This window comes from Shewanella avicenniae, from assembly GCF_017354945.1.
In the GTDB taxonomy this organism is placed as follows: Bacteria; Pseudomonadota; Gammaproteobacteria; order Enterobacterales; family Shewanellaceae; genus Shewanella; species Shewanella avicenniae.
In genome coordinates, this window is record NZ_CP071503.1 from 2,719,093 (window position 1) to 2,738,109 (window position 19,017).

The 19,017-nt window shown below is 45.6% G+C and carries 24 protein-coding genes; 10 read left to right on the plus strand and 14 right to left on the minus strand.

The features are described 5' to 3' along the window. Nucleotides 1–179: 179 nt before the first annotated feature. Genes JYB87_RS11980 through JYB87_RS11995 form a run of 4 tightly spaced genes read right to left on the minus strand, consistent with a single transcriptional unit; the run spans nucleotide 180 to nucleotide 2,219 of the window. A complete protein-coding gene (locus JYB87_RS11980) occupies nucleotides 180–833 on the minus strand; it encodes a replication protein P (protein WP_207353727.1) in 654 nt (217 codons plus the stop codon). Next, complete coding sequence (locus JYB87_RS11985) at nucleotides 820–1,713, minus strand: hypothetical protein (RefSeq protein WP_207353728.1); 894 nt, start codon at nucleotides 1,711–1,713, stop codon at nucleotides 820–822. The genes JYB87_RS11980 and JYB87_RS11985 overlap by 14 nt, the downstream gene beginning before the upstream one ends. After that, complete coding sequence (locus tag JYB87_RS11990; RefSeq protein ID WP_207353729.1) at nucleotides 1,710–2,012, minus strand: hypothetical protein; 303 nt, start codon at nucleotides 2,010–2,012, stop codon at nucleotides 1,710–1,712. The genes JYB87_RS11985 and JYB87_RS11990 overlap by 4 nt, the downstream gene beginning before the upstream one ends. 18 nt (nucleotides 2,013–2,030) lie before the next feature. Then, nucleotides 2,031–2,219, minus strand: coding sequence for a Cro/CI family transcriptional regulator (locus JYB87_RS11995; RefSeq protein WP_207353730.1), 189 nt, complete (start codon nucleotides 2,217–2,219; stop codon nucleotides 2,031–2,033). A 166-nt stretch (nucleotides 2,220–2,385) separates the two neighbouring features. Here JYB87_RS11995 and JYB87_RS12000 point away from each other — a divergent pair, with 166 nt between their 5' ends. The 10 genes from JYB87_RS12000 to JYB87_RS12045 all read left to right on the plus strand — a co-directional run bounded on the left by JYB87_RS12000 (nucleotide 2,386) and on the right by JYB87_RS12045 (nucleotide 9,053). Then, nucleotides 2,386–3,090, plus strand: a complete 705-nt coding sequence (locus tag JYB87_RS12000; RefSeq protein ID WP_207353731.1) for a helix-turn-helix domain-containing protein — start codon at nucleotides 2,386–2,388, stop codon at nucleotides 3,088–3,090. A gap of 618 nt (nucleotides 3,091–3,708) precedes the next feature. Next, nucleotides 3,709–4,002 (plus strand): hypothetical protein, encoded by a 294-nt coding sequence (locus tag JYB87_RS12005; RefSeq protein WP_207353732.1) that lies wholly within the window; start codon nucleotides 3,709–3,711, stop codon nucleotides 4,000–4,002. A gap of 82 nt (nucleotides 4,003–4,084) precedes the next feature. Then, on the plus strand, nucleotides 4,085–4,429 hold the full coding sequence (locus JYB87_RS12010; RefSeq protein WP_207353733.1) for a hypothetical protein: 345 nt from the start codon (nucleotides 4,085–4,087) through the stop codon (nucleotides 4,427–4,429). Beyond that, nucleotides 4,426–5,331 (plus strand): PD-(D/E)XK nuclease-like domain-containing protein, encoded by a 906-nt coding sequence (locus JYB87_RS12015; protein ID WP_207353734.1) that lies wholly within the window; start codon nucleotides 4,426–4,428, stop codon nucleotides 5,329–5,331. The genes JYB87_RS12010 and JYB87_RS12015 overlap by 4 nt, the downstream gene beginning before the upstream one ends. A 10-nt stretch (nucleotides 5,332–5,341) precedes the next feature. After that, entirely contained in the window at nucleotides 5,342–6,295 is a 954-nt protein-coding gene (locus tag JYB87_RS12020) for a RecT family recombinase (RefSeq protein WP_207353735.1), read from the plus strand. 44 nt (nucleotides 6,296–6,339) lie between these two features. Then, nucleotides 6,340–6,942 carry a phage N-6-adenine-methyltransferase gene (locus tag JYB87_RS12025; protein ID WP_207353736.1) on the plus strand — a complete coding sequence of 201 codons (603 nt, stop codon included), beginning with the start codon at nucleotides 6,340–6,342 and terminating at the stop codon, nucleotides 6,940–6,942. After that, on the plus strand, nucleotides 6,935–7,159 hold the full coding sequence (locus tag JYB87_RS12030; RefSeq protein WP_207353737.1) for a MerR family transcriptional regulator: 225 nt from the start codon (nucleotides 6,935–6,937) through the stop codon (nucleotides 7,157–7,159). Before JYB87_RS12025 ends, JYB87_RS12030 begins: the two co-directional genes overlap by 8 nt. A gap of 169 nt (nucleotides 7,160–7,328) precedes the next feature. Further along, complete coding sequence (locus tag JYB87_RS12035) at nucleotides 7,329–7,580, plus strand: type II toxin-antitoxin system Phd/YefM family antitoxin (RefSeq protein ID WP_207353738.1); 252 nt, start codon at nucleotides 7,329–7,331, stop codon at nucleotides 7,578–7,580. Next, nucleotides 7,570–7,851 (plus strand): type II toxin-antitoxin system RelE family toxin, encoded by a 282-nt coding sequence (locus tag JYB87_RS12040; RefSeq protein WP_207353739.1) that lies wholly within the window; start codon nucleotides 7,570–7,572, stop codon nucleotides 7,849–7,851. The genes JYB87_RS12035 and JYB87_RS12040 overlap by 11 nt, the downstream gene beginning before the upstream one ends. A gap of 167 nt (nucleotides 7,852–8,018) precedes the next feature. Further along, nucleotides 8,019–9,053 (plus strand): hypothetical protein, encoded by a 1,035-nt coding sequence (locus JYB87_RS12045; RefSeq protein ID WP_207353740.1) that lies wholly within the window; start codon nucleotides 8,019–8,021, stop codon nucleotides 9,051–9,053. 84 nt (nucleotides 9,054–9,137) lie between these two features. Here the strand turns inward: JYB87_RS12045 and JYB87_RS12050 are convergent, their stop codons facing one another. The 10 genes from JYB87_RS12050 to bamA all read right to left on the minus strand — a co-directional run bounded on the left by JYB87_RS12050 (nucleotide 9,138) and on the right by bamA (nucleotide 19,011). After that, entirely contained in the window at nucleotides 9,138–10,088 is a 951-nt protein-coding gene (locus tag JYB87_RS12050; RefSeq protein ID WP_207353741.1) for a TerC family protein, read from the minus strand. 359 nt (nucleotides 10,089–10,447) lie between these two features. Continuing rightward, nucleotides 10,448–10,642: a hypothetical protein gene (locus JYB87_RS12055; protein ID WP_207353742.1), complete on the minus strand. Its 195-nt coding sequence runs from the start codon at nucleotides 10,640–10,642 to the stop codon at nucleotides 10,448–10,450. Between the two features lie 96 nt (nucleotides 10,643–10,738). Continuing rightward, nucleotides 10,739–11,380 (minus strand): hypothetical protein, encoded by a 642-nt coding sequence (locus JYB87_RS12060; protein WP_207353743.1) that lies wholly within the window; start codon nucleotides 11,378–11,380, stop codon nucleotides 10,739–10,741. Nucleotides 11,381–11,420: 40 nt separating this feature from the next. After that, nucleotides 11,421–12,047 carry a DUF2026 family protein gene (locus tag JYB87_RS12065; RefSeq protein WP_207353744.1) on the minus strand — a complete coding sequence of 209 codons (627 nt, stop codon included), beginning with the start codon at nucleotides 12,045–12,047 and terminating at the stop codon, nucleotides 11,421–11,423. 93 nt (nucleotides 12,048–12,140) lie between these two features. Beyond that, the gene (locus JYB87_RS12070; protein ID WP_207353745.1) at nucleotides 12,141–13,412 is read right to left on the minus strand and encodes a tyrosine-type recombinase/integrase; all 1,272 of its coding nucleotides are present in this window, start codon (nucleotides 13,410–13,412) and stop codon (nucleotides 12,141–12,143) included. Nucleotides 13,413–13,682: 270 nt separating this feature from the next. Further along, a complete protein-coding gene (lpxA, locus tag JYB87_RS12075; RefSeq protein ID WP_207353746.1) occupies nucleotides 13,683–14,453 on the minus strand; it encodes an acyl-ACP--UDP-N-acetylglucosamine O-acyltransferase in 771 nt (256 codons plus the stop codon). Continuing rightward, nucleotides 14,450–14,911: a 3-hydroxyacyl-ACP dehydratase FabZ gene (fabZ, locus tag JYB87_RS12080; protein ID WP_207353747.1), complete on the minus strand. Its 462-nt coding sequence runs from the start codon at nucleotides 14,909–14,911 to the stop codon at nucleotides 14,450–14,452. The genes lpxA and fabZ overlap by 4 nt, the downstream gene beginning before the upstream one ends. 29 nt (nucleotides 14,912–14,940) lie before the next feature. Next, nucleotides 14,941–15,969: a UDP-3-O-(3-hydroxymyristoyl)glucosamine N-acyltransferase gene (gene lpxD / locus JYB87_RS12085; protein WP_207353748.1), complete on the minus strand. Its 1,029-nt coding sequence runs from the start codon at nucleotides 15,967–15,969 to the stop codon at nucleotides 14,941–14,943. 3 nt (nucleotides 15,970–15,972) lie between these two features. Next, the gene (locus JYB87_RS12090; protein ID WP_228729855.1) at nucleotides 15,973–16,479 is read right to left on the minus strand and encodes an OmpH family outer membrane protein; all 507 of its coding nucleotides are present in this window, start codon (nucleotides 16,477–16,479) and stop codon (nucleotides 15,973–15,975) included. Nucleotides 16,480–16,527: 48 nt separating this feature from the next. After that, nucleotides 16,528–19,011, minus strand: coding sequence for an outer membrane protein assembly factor BamA (gene bamA / locus JYB87_RS12095; protein ID WP_207353749.1), 2,484 nt, complete (start codon nucleotides 19,009–19,011; stop codon nucleotides 16,528–16,530). Between the last annotated feature and the right edge of the window lie 6 nt (nucleotides 19,012–19,017).

The following is a 19,017-nucleotide window of genomic DNA, read 5'->3' on the forward strand; positions in this document are numbered from 1 at the left end:
GTGCCTGGTCAAAATTAGGTAAAAATTGCCGCTTTTCAGCCACCGGCGCGGCCACCGGCTAGTAATGTCTCGGCCTGACCTGCTTATTCCCGTTTGTTCCAGATCACTTGGGCATCTAAGCCCTGCCTCCTTGCGATCTCTGGACGGCTGGCGCGAACAGGTGCGCGTCGGTCTTGGTCTCACTTCTGTGTTGTAATTCGTTCTCTCGCCTTGGCCCTTATGGCGGCGATTCTGGCTCCGAGCTCGGTGTTCTCGTTTAGCTTGAAGCCTTTAATTCGTTGCAGGGTTGCATTCATTTCGTCAGCCCTAGTGGTGTTGTCCTCTAGTGCGATTCGTGGCTCTGGTAGCGTTCCGGCGATCGCTTGCTCGACCCAATGGTCATACTCGCGTTGCACTAGCTCTCTGAATCGTTCCTCGCTGCTAACGTAGATGTTGTAACCGACCCGTTGGTCTATCAGCTCAACGATGCGATGCGAGTATTCTTGTTTTCGGCCCGTAACGCGCCTCTCGCGCCTTTTCGCTATTACTTCGGTGATTACCTCGTCCACGGGTCTAACGCCTAAATCTGCGGCTGTGGGTTTGCATAACTGGGCGAACTCTTCAGGGTTTGGCGTCCACTTGTTTGTGGTCGCTCGTTGTTTTAGGTGTTCTATTCCCCATCGGAGGCCCTTGCTGCCTATGCCATGCCTGATTAGGCGCGAGGCGTATTCGTTAATCGTGTCTTTGAGTACCTGTTCGTCTTTGCCGAATTTGCTGTTGAAGTCTGCGCAGTAGACGGATAAAACCGGTACTAATTCGGCCATGAGTCTGTTCACGACCTTAGAATTCATCATCTCCGTATTGGGCGAGGTCTGCGGCTGCCTCTCTGGCAAGCTGGAAGATCCGCGCCGTTGTATTTTGAGGTGATTTGCTATGCTGCTGATGCTGGTAGGTTGTCCCATTTGGATTCACTCCGGATTGTCTACCGGCCATGTAAGCTTTTTGGCGACCGCACCATCCCCTCCAAGCTCTTAGCCAATGGCCTCTAGGTTGAAAAAGTGAAAAGTTGTTTTTGTGGTTTACGAAGGTGACGAATGTCCCCTCGATCTGTTCTTGGCTGAAAGCGGCTAAACCTGAGATTTTTGCGGCGTTGATAAACTCGTCGTCGAGTTCCAACTGGTCGGCGGTTAAATTTTGCTCGACCCCATAATTATTAATAGGGTTTATATATTTATAATCAGATATGGTGCCGTCATCGGTGCCTTCACCGGTGCCGTGTTGTGGCTGTAACCCTTGATATTGCTGGGTTTGTATAGTTCCCTCACCGGTGCCGTCATTGGTGCCGTCTTGGTGCCATGTTCCGGTGCCGTCATTAGCCTGAACCCCTTGGTATGACTGGGTTTTAGTAGCTCCATCATATGGTGCCGTCTTAATTTCGGTAATTTGCCATGATGCGGCCTCTCCTTTTGCTGCTGAACCAACTTCGATTTTGGCGATTAATTCAGCTTGCTCTAATGTCATGAGTAATCGCTCGATCTGCTTTTTGGTCGGGTCGATTGCCTCTGCTTTTGACTTGAGTGGTGGCTGGTAACGGATGAGGTTTGCCATGCGTTTAAAGCTCATGCTTACAACGCCTGTTTGGTAGTCAGCCATTGAACGCATGGCGATGTATAAGCTTCTCGCCAGCGGACTAACGCAAGGATCGAGTAGCTTGTCGTACTCGGCTTTTCTCATGCGTCATTACCTTGGTTTATTACGTCTAACCCGCGACGCGCCAAGTAGCCCAGACTTTCGTAGAGCTGTTTGTCGATGGTCACAGCTTGGTCGGCTTGAGAGATGAGCTCTAGGCCGATCGCGGTTAGCAGGGTGGCAAAGTCTTGCAGGGTGATACTTCGCTCGCCGTTTTTTAGGCGTGAAATGAACGCGGCGTCTTTGCCTATGGCCTCACCTGCATCGCTATTTCCACATTCACAAATCGCTGACAAAAGTACGGCGTAATTTTTTGCAGCTTTATTGCTAGTTGTATTGCCCATGTTCCTGTACCTTTAAAACTAAGCCGCTTGTTCGTTAAACAGTTCTAAATCAGCCTTTAGTTGAGCGTCAGTCTTAACCTGAATTTCGAACTGTACGCCTCGCGGCAGCTTATCGGGCCAGCCCGACACTGTGGTCTTAGAGCGTTGCAGCACATGGGCTAACGCCTTTTGAGAACCAAAAAAATTAACAGCTTCGGTTTTAGTCATGTTCGTTTGTCCTTGTTAGTTCGGATTTATAGTAAGTGTTTTGCGAACTTTAAATACAATTTTACGAAACTTCAATCACCTAATTTAAGAACCGTTTTTCGGTTAGTATGTATCTATTGGTTTTGTTTACTGTCAGGGAAGAGATTTTCTAGTTCAGGGGGTATGTATGGATAAGACTTTGTATTCAGAGAGAGTTGCAGCTCGTATTCGTGAACGCTGCGCCGATCTCGACATTCTGCAAGCCGATATTGTAAGAAAAACAGGCGCAGCAAAGAGTACCGTTAACGCTTGGTTTTCTGGCGGTACTGCTCCGCGAGGTGCCAACGTGGGCAAACTGTGCCGCATTCTACGCTGTAGCAGTGATTGGTTGCTTGAGGGTATTGGTAATCCAGCTTATAGCGAAGAAACCGGCGTTATGGCCAGCCTGCAATCAACGGCTGATGTTAATAACGTAAAAGAAATCGAATCGCCGATCGTGCGCGTTCCTGCGCTTATGGTTGATACTGAAAATGTGGTTAATCTAGACGGCGACAATGAGCATATTTTCCCTGTTACTGCGCTCAATGGTTCTTCAAAAGTAAATGGCTCCGCATGGATTGAGGCTAACAGCAGAACCGCTGCGCCGGTAATTATGAATGGCGATGCTTTGCTGGTAGATACCGGCGTAAACAACGTTTCCAAATCCGGCGGTTTCTATGTGATTTCTGATAGAGGCGTTCTTAACGTTTTTCAGGTATTCGTAGAGATTAACGGTGATTGGTCTATCGTTGACGGCTCTCGCATAGGCGCTAAAACCGTAATCCAGCGGGATTATCGTGACGCGATTGTTATCGTTGGCAGAGTATTATTCCGCTGCGGTGGTATAGAATAGTTAGCTGTATCCATAAACTCCTTTCGATATTTGGCGATCAAGAATGGTCGCCATTTTTTTGACTAAGTGTTAGCCAATTGACACAAAACCCATATTAAAAATGTGATTTCACACACACAAGATGTTCACTTTAACGAACCTTTTGATAGTATAGGCATTCTCTAAAGGAGGATGGTTTGTAAATGAGTGAGCGTGCTTTTTTGGTCGTTAGCTTCGACCTGCCTAGAAAGGATGCTAAGGCTTATCGCCACAGAGCGTCAGTCAGTATCCCTTCAGGCATAGATGCTATTGAGTTAATTAGTCAATTGAAGGATTTAACTGATGAATTCTCTAACGTAGTCGTTAACATTTCTCCCTCTGAACGCGGCTAGTTGAGCGCGCATGGCGTCCCCAAAAAGGACGCCTTTTTCATAATTAATCCGCTATTAAATCCCGTTTTCTATCACAATCCCTGAATAACCTCTCGCCAATAAAAATTTAAATTTCGTTAAACAACACCAATTTAAATACTGATATGCGAACTTTTTATAATTTTTTGGTTTCCACCTCTTGAACAATGTTCGTATTTCACTATCATTCAATACGCAAAACGAAGCAACATGGAGAAAGGTGGTTCAAATGCTGACGATGCGATTCAACGATTACAACCTATTGCCTCCCGCGCCAACGCTTGAGGAGTTACACCAAGAACGCCGCTTTGAGGATTGCGAGCTACTTCTGGACAAGGTTGTAAGTGGTGAGCCTGTAGAGGGCGTGACTGTCGATGATGTTGTCGACGTTCTCGGATATGAGGAGGTTGCTGATTTGGTCGCGATAGTGCTGCGGGGAGGGAAAGACTTCAACGTTAAGCTGAGTTCCTTTCGTCGTCGAGCTGTCGAGAAATCGCTTCAGTTGTTTGATGACTTCTTATAAAGGAAAAGGGGTCAAGTGTGCGGCTTGACCCCCAGTGATTTGGACTTAGTTAAGCCCTAACCAGCGAGGGAATTTTACCGTTATGAACACTATAAATCTAGCCACTGTTAATCGGTCAAACAAACTTATCGAGCAGCAGCTAATGCTTGCGGTGCGCTTCGGTGTGCTGATGTATCGCCGCCGTGATACAGAACTTAGCCGTCGCCGTCTGCTGGCTGCGATTAAGGCTTTGCACGATCACCTCAACACTTATGGCCCGTCTACGTGGCTAGAACAGAACTTTATGGGTGTATCTGGTCAGTTTGCTGGTTTGTGGTGGCTCGTCACTGGCAAATTTGGCTCTTACCGAATTGGTATTGATGACCGCGAGTTCAAGGTCGCCGGTGCCCCTGTCCTGTCTTTAGTAAAAGGAGAGATGCAAGCATGAAAGAGTCTGCGATCAAAGGGCTTGTTACCAAGTTAAATAAGGAATTGGACAAGCTTAAATCGGGCGAGGTGTTGGTTAAGAAAAACCTCCATTCTGAGGTTTACCATCGGGCCAATGGCGTTAGTAATTCCAAGCTAAAGCTGTTTATTAGCTGCCCTCGTAAGTATCAGGCGCGCTATATCACCGGCGAATCTGAGCAAAAACAAAATAAGGCATTCGATCTTGGCAAGGCTGCACACGGCCTGATTTTGGAGCCTGAAAAATTCAACTCAGAGTTTATCCGCCAACCGGATGACATTGCTGTCCGTCGAGGTAAGGCTTGGGATGCGTTCAAAGATGCGAACCCCAACAAAGTGATTATTACCGGTGAGGATTGGACGCATTGCTTTGGTATTCGCGACGCGGTTCTGCGCCACCATTTCGGTGCGCGCCTGCTGTCTGGTGGCCGTGCTGAGGTGTCATTCTTCAAACGCGATGCAACAACTGGCCTGATTATCAAATGTCGTCCTGACTACATGCTTGGCGATCTCATTACGGACGTTAAAACAGCGGCCAGCTCTGAGCCAGAGGCTTTCGGTAAGCACGCCGCGTCCCTGCTCTACCATATGCAGGATGCTATCTATCGCGATATTACCGGCCTGCCCGACTTCGCATTCTTAGCAGTCGAAAAAGAGCCGCCTTATGTAGTAACCGCGCCGATTATGTTCGACGACGATGCCCGTCAAATCGGTCATGCGATGTATCGCGATGCACTGGGGCGATTAGCCGATGCGATCGATTTCAATGTGTTTGAGGGGTACTCAAACAAGCCGGTGGTTATCTCGCTGAAGCCTTGGGATAAGAAGAAATTTGAACATTTAGAACAGATTGAATATGAGGAATCCGCGTCATACGCGGCGTAATGGGGGATTTATGAACCAAGCTATTCAACAAACCGAATTCAATACAAACCTGCCTGTAGGCGCGGAAAACACCACGGACCTGCTGCTTGATAGCCATGCGATGACTCAAATACAGGCTGTGGCCAGAATGATGGCTAATGGCCGCGCTACGGTTCCGCAACATTTGCAAAAAAATGAGGCTGATTGCTTTGCGGTTTGCATTCAGGCAGCTCAATGGAAAATGAACCCGTTTGTCGTGGCTCAGAAAACCCATTTAGTCGGTGGGACTCTTGGCTATGAAGCGCAACTGGTTAACGCAGTGGTATCGTCCTCCACCGCTATTGTGGGCGGCTTCCATTATGAATGGTTCGGCGCTTGGGAGCGCGTCATTGGCAACTTTAAAGAGGTTACGAACCCACAGGGTAAAACCTACATAAAGCCAAATTGGGCGCTTGCCGACGAAAAAGGTCTAGGTGTTCGCGTCTGGGCTACTCGTCGCGGTGAAGATGAGCCTAAGGTGCTTGAGTTGCTACTTTCTCAGGCACAAGTGCGAAATTCTACGCTGTGGGCGTCTGACCCTAAGCAACAGTTGGCTTACTTGGGCGTGAAACGTTGGGCGCGCCTCTATGCCCCTGCTGTGATTATGGGCGTCTATACCGTGGATGAGTTAGAGCCTAGCAATAATCGAATCCGCGATGTTAACCCTCGCCCAAATACAGCGCCAAAAGCAAAAGGCTCAACATTGAATAGCGTCATCGACGAACCTCAAAGCGATATGGATCTCGTCGCTGAGTTCCATGCTCGAATTGATGATACTTCGTCGGTTTCAATACTTAACCAGATAGCGAGTGAAATCGGTGTCGCGGTTGAAGAAAACCGAATTTATGAAACTGAGCGTAAGGAACTGCTGAAACACTTTAAACAAGCCAAACAGTTCATTGCTCAGGCCGAGGAAATGGAAGCCCAAGAGGCTGCCGCTGAATAGTAGCCGGTGCGGGGTCTCAGCCCCGCTAAAAGGAGATCTGATTCATGCCTGTAGGTTTTGCAAATAGCTCAACACCAGTCGAAATCCGTAACTTGTGGCGCACTCCCGATTTTGCCTTTGTGCCGCTTAATAACGAGTTTCGCTTTGCGCTAGATGTGGCTGCTGACGCTATGAACGCCAAGGTGCCTGATAACTTTATTACTGCCGAGGAAAATGCGCTGACAGTATCGTGGGCAGATCGCATTCCTGCGGGGAAGCCGTTAACTGCTTGGTGCAATCCACCTTATGACAATATCCAACCTTGGTTAGATAAGGCCCATTTCGAGGCGTCTACTCGCGGCCTAACAACGGTGTGCTTTGTTCCACTGACACCTGATGCTGGTTGGTGGCCGACCAACGCCAGTGAAATTCGCCAAATTACCGGTGTACGTCGTAAAGGTGATGCTCGCAATATATCGGGCCGCGTGAAGTTTATTCGCGCCGATACTGGCAAGCCGGTAAACGGCCAAAATAAAGGCTCGTGTTACATCATTTTTGCCCCGTTCACGCTGGGCAATATGACGACAAAATATGTGCCTATTACTCAACTGATTGATGATTTTGAAACGTTCCAAGATATGACTGATTGTGGGGTGTACGATGCCTGATGAAATTGAATATCTATCAACAAATCAACTATGTCTGCGCTACGGTGGGATCTCTAAACGTACCCTACTTTACTGGCGCGAATCTCGCGGCTTCCCGATGCCGGTGTTTACTGCTCGCATCGCGCTATATGCCAAGAAAGATGTGTTAGCGTGGGAGGCTGAAAACTTCAATCTCACAGCCAATCAACAAAATCATGAATGTAAAAGCGCAGCCTGAGGGCTGCGCTACTTTATTGAACATAACTTTTAGCTCGGTATTGCAGTCCGGCTTCAAGTGTTTGTTATGCGTTGCCGTATCAGCATAAACTATGAAAACATCTAAAAGTGTTTTTAAAGGTGCCATTACTGGTGCTACACTTTGATAAAGCAAACCACGGAGCACCATAATGGCGTATCAAATTTTGACATCTGTCGCAGCAAGTATCACCGAGCTAAAAAAGAACCCTATGGGTACGGCCTTGGAAGGTGAAGGACAGCCTGTGGCAATTCTCAATAGAAACGAACCTGCGTTTTATATCGTACCTCCGGCTCTGTTTGGCTACTTTCAAGAATTAGCTGAAGATGCAGAATTGAACCGTATCGCAGATGAGCGGATGCAAGAGCCAGATTTTGTCGAGGTCAACATCGATGACCTATAAGCTCAAATTTGATAAAAGAGCTTTGAAAGAATGGGAAAAATTAGGCTATCCGGTAAAAACTCAATTCAAAAAGAAATTAGAAGAACGCCTTGAGAATCCCCGAGTACCAAGCGCCAAATTAAGTGGTCATGCAGACCGCTACAAAATAAAATTACGTTCAGCTGGTTATCGGTTGGTATATCAGGTTTTTGATGAAGAAATCGTTGTTACCGTGATTGCGATTGGCAAGCGGGAAAACTCAGATGTTTACTCGTTGGCAGACAATCGCTGAAGCGCTTTTCAAAGAGCAAAACGCCCCAATATGGGGCAAAATAAGCATTGCCTGATCGACTTGTAGGCTTCACTTCATGTCTAAGTTCTGTGCTCAGTATCGCCTACTAGGGTAGCTTAATCGGCTACTATACGTTAAGAGTCTTAACCGATAGAAGGTGAAATGCAGTGTTTTATCGACATCACCTAAAACCTTACATTCCCCTAATGCAGGTCTTGACCGTATCAGCCATTGTTACAGTTTTTTACCTTAAAAATCAGTTTTCTGTAAATTTCCCGATTAACTTTCAAATCACACAACAGTTTCTCAGCGAAATAGCTCCGGGCGCACTACTAATCTGTTTGCTTTTAGGCTTTGGTCATTATTTTATCAATCAAAGGCTTAATTACTCTGTCAAAACGTCCAAACTGAGTTTATGTCAAAAAGTCTTCGGATTAAGCTTCTTTCTCGGCTGCTCAAACTTATTGCTTTTTTTAAAAGCGGAAAAACTCAAACTAACACAACGTGATCGGTACATGATTTTGCTGATTGGCCTTAGTTCAGCGGGTGGGATTAGCTGTGTTTCAATGTCTGCATTGGGAATCCCTGTATATCAACTCCTGCTTGCAAGCCTAGTTATGCCCTTAGCTATTATCATTCTTAACGTTCCGTTTAAGAGAGAAAAATCAGGCAGTTCAGTCAATTACGCTGTTGGCAGCATTCAACAAAGCAAAACACGCAAAAAATTATCCGATTACCTTTCTCAATATTTGGTGGGGGGCTGCAAACTTACTGCTAATAAAACAATTACTATTATGTTTTTCGAAGTACTCAAGGGTTCTGTATATAAATCAGATATCGATTGGAGTTATGTTACCCATTATCCACATTTGCTCTTAAAGGATTTGGGGTTTAGTGCTCAAGCCGCTGAGGTTATCACTCAAGCATGGATTGCCAAAACTGTAGCGAATAGGGAAGCAGCGCTTATTGATGTTGCTAACGCCGGAATTTATGACGAACTAACGCTAATACAACAGATGTTGACGCTCTCTTTGCTGATCAATATCGCCAGTGTTAGTGCTTTTATCGTTGTTGGTTTAAATATAATGGCTTTGTTTGGTAAACAAGCAAACCAATACCTAAAAATCCTGCCTATCGCATTTTTCATAGTAAATATTGTTCCGATTCTACCAGTTGGTGTCTATTCCTTACTCTATTGGTAATTACTAGGATGTGATTAGCTGGATAGCAGTCTTTTTAGACTGCTATCTTCATAAGAATCAAAATATTACGTGTTGCAACAGTAACTAATTAGCTTTCTGTCTAATAAAAATACTTGCAACCAAGGTCACTATAAGAATCATTGCAACCACGCCAAGCGAAACCGCGACTGGTATATGGATGAAATCAACCATCGTCATCTTTAGCCCGATGAAAACCAAAATTACGGCTAGTCCATATTTAAGCAATGAGAACTTTTCTGCCATACCAACTAACAAGAAATACATAGCTCTCAAGCCTAGAATCGCAAACAAGTTGGAAGTCAAAACGATGAATGGGTCTGTGGTAACAGCAAAAATCGCGGGAATGCTATCAAGGGCAAAAATGACATCACTCAACTCAACCATTACTAATGTCAAAAACAGCGGTGTGACATACCAAAGTCCATTACGTTTCACTAAAAAATGCTCATTTTCTAGCGTGTTAGTAACTCGAAGGTGCCGTTGTAGCCATTTGATTAAAGGATTATCAGCGGTATTTTCCTGTTCTTCTCCACCAAAAAACATTTTGGCACCGGTAAAAATCAAAAAAGCACCGAATACATACAACAGCCAGTCAAATTGGGAGATTAACCAGCTGCCACCGAAAATCATCAATGTTCTCAATATAATAGCGCCTAGGACACCATAAACTAACACTCGGCGCTGTAAGGATGGAGGAACAGCAAAATAGTTAAATAACATCAGCCAGACAAATAAGTTATCTACGGCCAACGCTTTTTCAATGAGATAGCCAGTCAAAAATGCGACTGACTGCTCCGCTGCGACTTCATGACCAGCTGTACTATTTAAATACCACCAAAGACCTGCGTTGAACGTAAATGTTATTGATACCCAAATAACAGACCAGACAGCTGCCTGTTTGACGGACATGCCATACTCGCCTCGGCGGCCTTGAATCATCAAATCAATAGCAAGCATTGTGATAACTATGAGAGCAAAAGCTCCCCATAGCATCGGTGTTCCGACTGTTGTCATAAAATAGCTACTCCTAAAAAAACAAAATGGCCGACACAGAAAGTGTCAGCCATTGATTTTGAGTAGCAATAGACCTCGCCTTCCGGCAAGGTCTCACTTACAACCATCTAAAAAGGTTGCTCGGCGACCGGATGCTTTAAGCATCGTGATGACGATCTACCGACAATGAAGTTACTCCCCTTTGCAGCGCAAAATCTACACTAGGCTCAAAAGCTAGTCAATCGAACCTAGGATTATGTTTTGGGAAAACTAATCTGGCCTACTTTATATTCGATGCCGTAGCCAACACAACGCTGTAGCACTACCCCAAAAGAAGTCCACGCTTTTGTGTGGTCGGAACGAAATTAAACAATTTGTTGTTATACGTTTTTGCATTTACTCTCTCCTTGGCTGCCACTTGCTTTTAGGTGAACGTCTTTAACCGTGGGGTTGGCATTTGCAAGTGCGACATAAATCTCAGCAACCATAACTGGGCCGCGATGGGTGGAAAACTGACCGTAGACGTTCAATTGCCTGACGGTCGTCATATCGGTATGAATTTCTGATTTTTCCACGGATTAAGCACTAGCGTATGCCAATGATTTAAACGCCCATATAACTGGAGCGGCGAATGTGAATACAACACAGTTGAGCGAAGTGACTTTTTGTTATCAATTAACATTTTCAAGGTACTCCACAAACCTTGGCTCCATGCCACTGAGACGTAAATACCTCGGATGATAGGTTCTAAATGTATATAGTGGTAATGCCTCATGAACTATGCGTGACAATTCTTGTTTTGTGAACCCATCTACAGACTCAAAGCGTGAGCCAGAAAATATATTTTCGATGTGCCCGTCGAAGTTGGGGCCAGTAAAAAAGATGACTATATCTGGCGTTAGGATATTAATCTCCTCTAACAATAGCGCGGAGACATCTCGTAATTCGAGTTCCAATTCATATGGAGGACGATCATCATTAAAATCACAGCGATTTAAATTGCTCCAAACGATCGCATAATTGTCTATTTCTAGAGCATTCTCAATTTTTCGCGTCACATTCCAAAATGGGCTTGAGTAGTAGGTCTCTCCAAAGTTGAAATCTTCATAACATCTCAGCAGTTCTTCAATATCACCATCACCCCATCCCTTAGTTTGCTGGCCTACGATCATCAGCTTTACTTTTTGTGCCGAATAGGAAGCTGGGGATTTGATTAAGATAGGTGCAGAGAGGTTCGGATTTCTTGTCCGCAATTCCGATATTATGCCCCAGTACTTTTCATATACATCATTGAGTAACTTTTGATTGCCCACTCTGTTTCCTTTTTGCAGTCTGAATAGTCACATGTATTAGCTACCACGCTCCAACTAGTCTATTGCTTATTGGTGCAATGGTTGTTACTTCGCCTAAATCGTTAATTATTTCAAAATTAGAAATCTTCTTTCTGCTCTTTTTACACCACTCTAGACTTATCTTTGCAAGATCGTGGGCTGCTGGTAGTTCAAACATATTTTTTAGTAAAAGTGCAGTCAGTGCTGAGTTTTCCTCAAAGAAGAAATCACCAATATTGACCATATTATCTGGGCTCACACAAGCTGAAGACCTTTGCTTCTGAAACATCTTTCTTTCGATTAGATTTGGAGAACCAGCCTGATTAAGCGCCTCTCTGTACTCTGGTGCTGTAAAATCAATGATATTATTCTCTGTCTCAATCCAACAATGAAAAGCATCTGGACTACTATAGAAATTACCTTCTTCTACACCTGCATATGTCAGCGTGTCGCCACTTTCAGTTAATCGAATAAACGCCATTCCCATAACAGGCCTCGCCTTAACTTTAAATAGGTGCTCTAAAATGATAGCCCCATTCACATTGTAAAATTGACATGATTTGCCAGCCCCATGAGATAATTCTCGACCTACGCTTGCTACAATTTTGTAAATTAGCTCGTACTGTTTAAGCGTAATATCAAACTTCATCTGTTCAATCCTAGTTTAGATTTAACTGTGTTAAAAAATTAAGATAATTCCTATTGGTATTTAATACACCATTGGAAATGTTCTGTCGTCTTCTTAAACAACTCTCTTTCTGCTCAAGGGCACGATGTTTTCATCACCGTGTTCTAGCGCTTTCATTATCCCCCACCACTGCCGATAGATAACTGCCATTTTGTCAGTGTAAGTGGCGCGGTCGTACACGTCTGCCTCACCATGTAGCTTATGGCCGAGCATCTTTTCACAAACAGCCCACTCTCCTAAGTCTGACCAATAGCTGCGCGCTGTTCGCCGCAGGTCGTGAATGCTCCACGGCTCCCAATCTGGATTTTCGCCGTTTGCGTCGTTGAATTTCTTACTACTTGCCGCAATTAGCACCTGCCGCGATATGTCCTGTAGTGAAGCTCCGGACATTTGTCGCTGCGATTTAGCGGTCTTGCTATCCATTGCTATACAAAGCCAGTCACAATCGCTGTATTCGAGCAATGCATCCCATAGGTGACGCATTTCTGGCAGAATGGGCCTGATTATCGGCTTCTTGGTCTTTTTCCCTGTCTTGTGGAATTCTGGCGGCACGGTCCACGTCATAGCCTCAAAATCAAGCCAGTCGCGCTTGGTGTGGCGTAACTCGCCACCACGGCACCCGTAGAAAAGCAGTAACTCTAGAATGGCGGCGTTCTTCTGGTTCATATCCATAAAACGCATGGTGCGGTATAGCGTCCTAATATCTGCGTCGTTGAGAACTCTAGTTCGTTGGTTTTTAACGATCCCTAAGCTGCGTGCATTAATGCCGGTTAGGATATTGTCGCCCTCAATGGTTCCCGCTATTAGGTGGTAGTCAAAACACATACGCAAATCACCGAGGATACGCTTTGCGATGTCTGGGACTTCTGCTGCCTTACTAATTAGGAATTGGGCCATAGTTGCTCGTTTGAGCTCTTGGTATGGTATTGCGCCGAATTCCTTTTGAACGTGTAACTCGTAGGTGCGCCAGTGCTTCTCGCGCCCCACAACTTTACACTGTCGTTCGAACCAGATTTTGAATAGGTTGTCGAAGGTTGGCGCTGTTAGATTCTGGATTTGCTGTGCCTTTACTTTGACTCGCGGATCATAGCCATCGGCCACATATTGAGCCAATTCTAAAACTCGTTCTCGCGCTTCTTTTAGGCTCATGCGTGGGAATGTTCCCAGCGTGATTCTGATTTGCCGTCCGTCTTTAAGTCTTGGCCGGTAGATAAACGAGATCTTGCCGTTTCTCAGTCGAGCCGATAGTCCGTCACGGTCGGCCTTACTGATCTCCTTTTCGTAGATCTTCCCGTTGTTCTTTTCTAGCCACATATTATTAAGCATGGTTGCACCCTGATTGCTGGTTATATGTGCTCAAGTCCCCATCCAATTTGGGGTACTCAATGGGGACTCACTGGGGTACTCAAAAAGGACGGTTTGAGCTGCTTGAATTTGCGTAGTTTTGCACAGCGAGGGAAGTTTGAAAAGTCGTAAAGGTTGATTTTATTGGATTTTTTGCTGGGTCTTGCTTGGTGTTGCATAGGGGGATTTTACTCCCCCATTTCGTCTCCGGCGACTAGGGCAAAAACTTTCGGCTGGATTGACTCAGTCATATCAGCGAATAATGCCTCGTTGTGATGATGTGACGAAATCAATGAACAGTTTTACTTGCTCATCGTTAGCGATGTCATCTTGCAGTGCCGCTACAGCTTCATCAACTGTGAGGCTGCTACGATAAAGCGTCTTATAGGCACGACGCAGTGCTTGCTGGCTTTCTTTTGAAAAACCACGACGCTTCATGCCTTCAAAGTTTAACCCACGAGGAGATGCCGCTTGTCCTGATGCCATGACAAACGGTGGCACGTCTTGCAAAATCAGGCTGGCGCCAGCAGTAAAGGCATGCGCCCCGATATGGACGAATTGGTGCACGCCAGTCATACCGCCCAGAATAGCCCAGTCATCCACTTTACAATGACCCGCAATTGAGGCGTTGTTTGCCATAATGACGTTATTGCCGACCACGCAATCGTGGGCAACATGCACATAAGCCATCAGTAAATTGTTAGAGCCAATCTTAGTCAGCCCTTGATCCTGCACCGTACCACGGTGAATCGTGACAGATTCACGAATTACGTTATTGTCACCTATCTCTAAGCGCGTGGCTTCGCCAGCGTACTTTTTATCTTGACACTCTTCGCCCACTGAAGCGAATTGGAAGATTTTGTTGCCTTTACCAATAACGGTCGGGCCTTTCACGACAACGTGTGAACCAAGCCAACAATCATCCCCAATCACAACGTCTGGACCTACATACGTCCATGGGCCGATAGTAACGTTTTTACCAATTTGAGCGTCCGGATGGACAATAGCGGTTTCATGAATCACGAACGAATCTCTCTACGGGCACACATGATTTCAGCAGAGCAAGCTAACTCGCCGTCAACACTTGCTTCACCATAAAACACACCAATCCCTCGGCGTTCTTTGATCATTTTCACATCGAAACGAATTTGATCGCCAGGGCCAACAACACGCTTAAAGCGTGCATTATCAATACCAGCAAAATAATAAAGTACGTTTGGCGATGGTTTTTCACTCATGGTTTTGAATGCCAACAACCCAGTGGCCTGCGCCATTGCTTCGAGGATCAGCACGCCCGGCATCACAGGTTGAATAGGGAAATGCCCTTGGAAGAAGGGTTCATTAATAGTGACATTCTTAATTGCGGTCAAAGTTTCACCCGGCGTAAAGTCAAGTACGCGGTCGACCAGCAAAAATGGATATCGGTGTGGCAAAAATGCCAAAATTTCTTGGATATCCATTGTGTTCAATTCATTGGACATGAATTAATCCTCTAACCGTCTTAGCGGCGTTATTCTTCGTTCGGCGTTACCGATTTTTCCAATTTACGCACGCGTTGGAACAACTCATCCAACTGGCGGAAACGTACAGTGTTTTTACGCCACAAGCGGTTATCCATCGCAACAGTTGCAGATGAGTATAGCCCAGGCTCTTTTACATCATTGGTGACATTGGTGCCACCCGAGAGATGTACACCATCGGTAATGGTTAAATGACCGGAAATTGCGCATGCCCCGCCGATAATGCAATAACGTCCAATAGTGACGCTACCGGCAAGTACAGTACATCCAGCAATTGCGGTATTTTCCCCAATAATGTCGTTATGAGCAATCTGCACTTGGTTATCAATGATGCAACCATCATGGATTTCTGTATGTTCAAGTGCACCGCGGTCAACTGTGGTCCCCGCGCCTATTTCAACGCGATTACCAATACGCACACCGCCGGTTTGCGGGATTTTAATCCATGTACCACGTTCGTTGGCATAACCAAAGCCGTCAGAACCCAGTACTGCACCCGAATGAATAATACAGGCTTGGCCTAGATGAACGTTGTGATAAACGGTCACATTTGCCCAAAGAATACAATCTGAGCCGATAACGCAATCTTGGCTAATGACGGTTCCTGCACCAATCTGTGCATTCTCACCGATAATCACATTGGCACCGATCACCGCATTAGCAGCAACAGCAACGCCTTTGCCTAATTTGGCAGAAGGGTCGATAACCGCCGATGGATGAATCAACTCCGCCGCTTTCGGTGTGGTATCCAACAATTGTGCGGTACGGGCAAAACCCACGTATGGATCTTGTAAGATCAACACGTTACCAGAATAACTATCCGCCATGTCCGCTTTTAATATCACCGCGGAGGCTTGTGTTGTTTCCAGCTGCTGCTTCAATTTGGGGTTTGAAAGGAAAGCGACTTGACCGGCAGTTGCACTTTCTAAAGAAGCAACAGAGGAGACTGTGATATCACCGTCTCCTCGTAACTCAGCACCCAAATGCTCAGCGAGCTGTTTTAATGAAACAGCTTTCATCAATTACTGACCTTTGCTCAGCTCTTCAACAACTTTACCGCTGATGTCTGCCTCAGGCTTAACATAGATAACTGCACCACGTTGCAATACCATGTCGTATTGTTCTTTCTTCGCAATGTCATTGATGGCTTTTTGAACTTTCACCAGCAACTTGTTTTGCTCTTCACCTTGGCGGCTACGCAGATCTTCATCCAGCGCTTTACCTTTCAACTGAAGATCAGCTTTGATTTGGTCCATTTTACGAACCAGATCAGTCTTTTGCGCTTCAGTCATGATAGCGGCATCACGTTGCTGCTTTTCCATCATGCCTTTCAAATCATCTTGCATTTTTTGAACTGCGGCCATGCGATCGCCGAATTCTTTTTTCAGTGCATCAGTGATCTGTTCGCGCTGAGGGATCTGCTGGAACACGGTTCCCATATCCACCACAGCTAACTTCTCTGCATGGGCAGCAAGAGGCGCACCCGCCAACATCATAGACACTAGAGCGCCATTCACTATCTTTTTCAAAATCAAACTCCTTGTTAGGATTCAGCAATGCTGCCGAGTTTATGTGTTTTAGAATGTTTTGCCAATATTGAACGAGAAGATCTCCATATCGTCGTCTTCGTAGCTCTTAATTGGCCAAGCGAGACTGAATACCATCGGACCCATCGGTGAGAGCCACTGCACGCTCATCCCCCACGAGGCCCGAATGCGAGCTTCATCGCTATAGTCTGCTAACTCAGCATACTGATCCGCTGGCAGATATTTGTATAAGCCATAGTCAAATTCAGTATCCCAAACGTTACCTGCATCGACGAAGAAGCTCGTACGTACAGAGTTGCTATACGACTCATCCAAGAACGGGGTTGGTACAATCAACTCCATACTTGCTGTCGCCAACGCGTTACCACCGATTGAACGGTTACTACGTACGTAGATGTTGTTCAATTCCCCCGGTAACGAACAGCTATCTCCAGAAGCATCAGGTGAACAAGATTGATCGTCACGCATTACGTAGAATGCGCGCGGGCCAACCGAGTTAGACTTGAAGCCACGTAAATAACTGCTGCCGCCGGTGTAGTAGTTTTCCCAGAATGGCAGAATTTGGTCATTACTGTTGTATTTACCATAACCGTTTGCATAAGCAAGACGCGCTCTCGTCAAGAACACGAAACTGTGAGAACGGTTAATTGGGAAATAGAAACTAGTCTCAAAATCTGTTTTAAAGAACTGCAGATCTGAACCTGGCACTGTCATACGACCGTTCAAACGCTGTGAGTTACCGTCTGTTGGGAAGGTACCTCGGTCAAGCGTACTGCGTGTCCAGCCTAAGCTCAGTTCGAAGTTATCAAAACTCAAACTGTCATCAGGGTTTTCGTTGCTACGGTACAAGTTGTAAAAACGTAGCGCCTGTTGGTAACCCGATACATCTGAGATTTCGTTGTGGCGATAACCTAAACCAACGTTGATACGGTTGTATTCGTTGATAGGGAAGCCCAAGGTCGAAGCAACACCATAAGAGTTGTTTTTATAGCGTTCTAGATAAGCGCTGTTCGCATCAAACGCACTCCAATACACTGAGCCACCTAAACTCACACCATCTTTGGTGAAGTAAGGGTCGGTATATGACAAGTTAACACTCTTCTGATAGCGGTTCGTATTGAGCGTAATACCCGCTTGGTTACCTGTACCTAAGAAGTTAGATTGCTGAATACCAAACTGTAAACTCATACCTGAGTAACTGCCGTAACCGATACCAGCGTTAAATGAACCCGATGGCTGCTCTTTTACTTTGAACTGCACATCAACCAAGTCATCAGTGCCGGTCACCGGAATGGTTTCGGTATCGACGGTTTCAAAGTAACCCAAACGGTTCAAACGTGCTTTAGATACTTCGACCAAAGCGTCATTCAACCAAGCACCTTCCATCTGGCGCAACTCACGACGCATCACTTCATCCGCCGTTACTGTGTTACCAGTAAAGTTGATCGAGCGTACATAAACGCGCTTACCTGGCTTGATATTGATGTTAAGCGTTACTTCCTTGGTCTTGTCATCAATCTCAGGGTAGGTCTTCACTTCTGGATTAGCATAACCGAAACGACCAAGATACTTGCTGTACATCTCTTCGGTAAAGGTCACGTCTGCACCGTTATATTGCACGCCCGTTTTCAGCGGCAAAATGGTTTGCAAGACTTTCTCACGGCCCATCAAATCGCCGGTCAAATTAACTTCTTTAACCTTGTACTGTTCGCCTTCATTGACGTTGATGGTGATATACAGACCTTTACGGTCTGGGGTCATTGACACTTGCGTTGAAGTGATCTCAAACCGGATATAGCCATTGTTATGGTAAAAGGTTTCTAAGCTTTCTAAATCCGCTTGCAGTTTTTGCTTCTGATAGCGGCGCTCACCAAACAGGTTCCACCATGCAACAAAATCTTTCAGTTCAATCAGATTGGCCAGCTCTTCATCGGAGTAATGTTCGTTACCCACAAAGTTGATCTGACGAATTTCTGCTGCCAAACCTTCGGTGAACTTAAATTTCAATTCAACGCGGTTACGCGGCAAGTTAACGATTTGCGCTTCAACTTTAGCGCCATACTTCCCTACCCCGTAGTAAAAATCTTGCAGACCTTTTTCAATGTCTGACAACATGGTGCGGTCTAATGACTCACCAATTTTCACACCGCTGCCATCAAGACTTTCTTGCAGTTGTTCATCTTTAATATCTTTGTTGCCATCAAAGCTGATTTCACTAATCGTTGGGCGTTCACGCACGTCAATAATCAGCACATCACCATCTCGCGCAACTTGCACGTTTTCAAAGTTACCCGATGCGTACAGACTTTTGATCGCCTGTTGCAACTTCACTTGGTCAATGGTGTCACCCACTTTGACTGGCAAATTCAGCAGCGCTGCACCGAGCGCAACGCGTTGTAATCCTTCAACCTGGATATCCGCAACTTTAAAAGGCTGGAAAGTGTCGGCCCATCCATTCCCTGAATAAGCGGCGCCGACCAGTAACATAGAGGCAAAAAGTTTATTTAATCGCATAGAGCA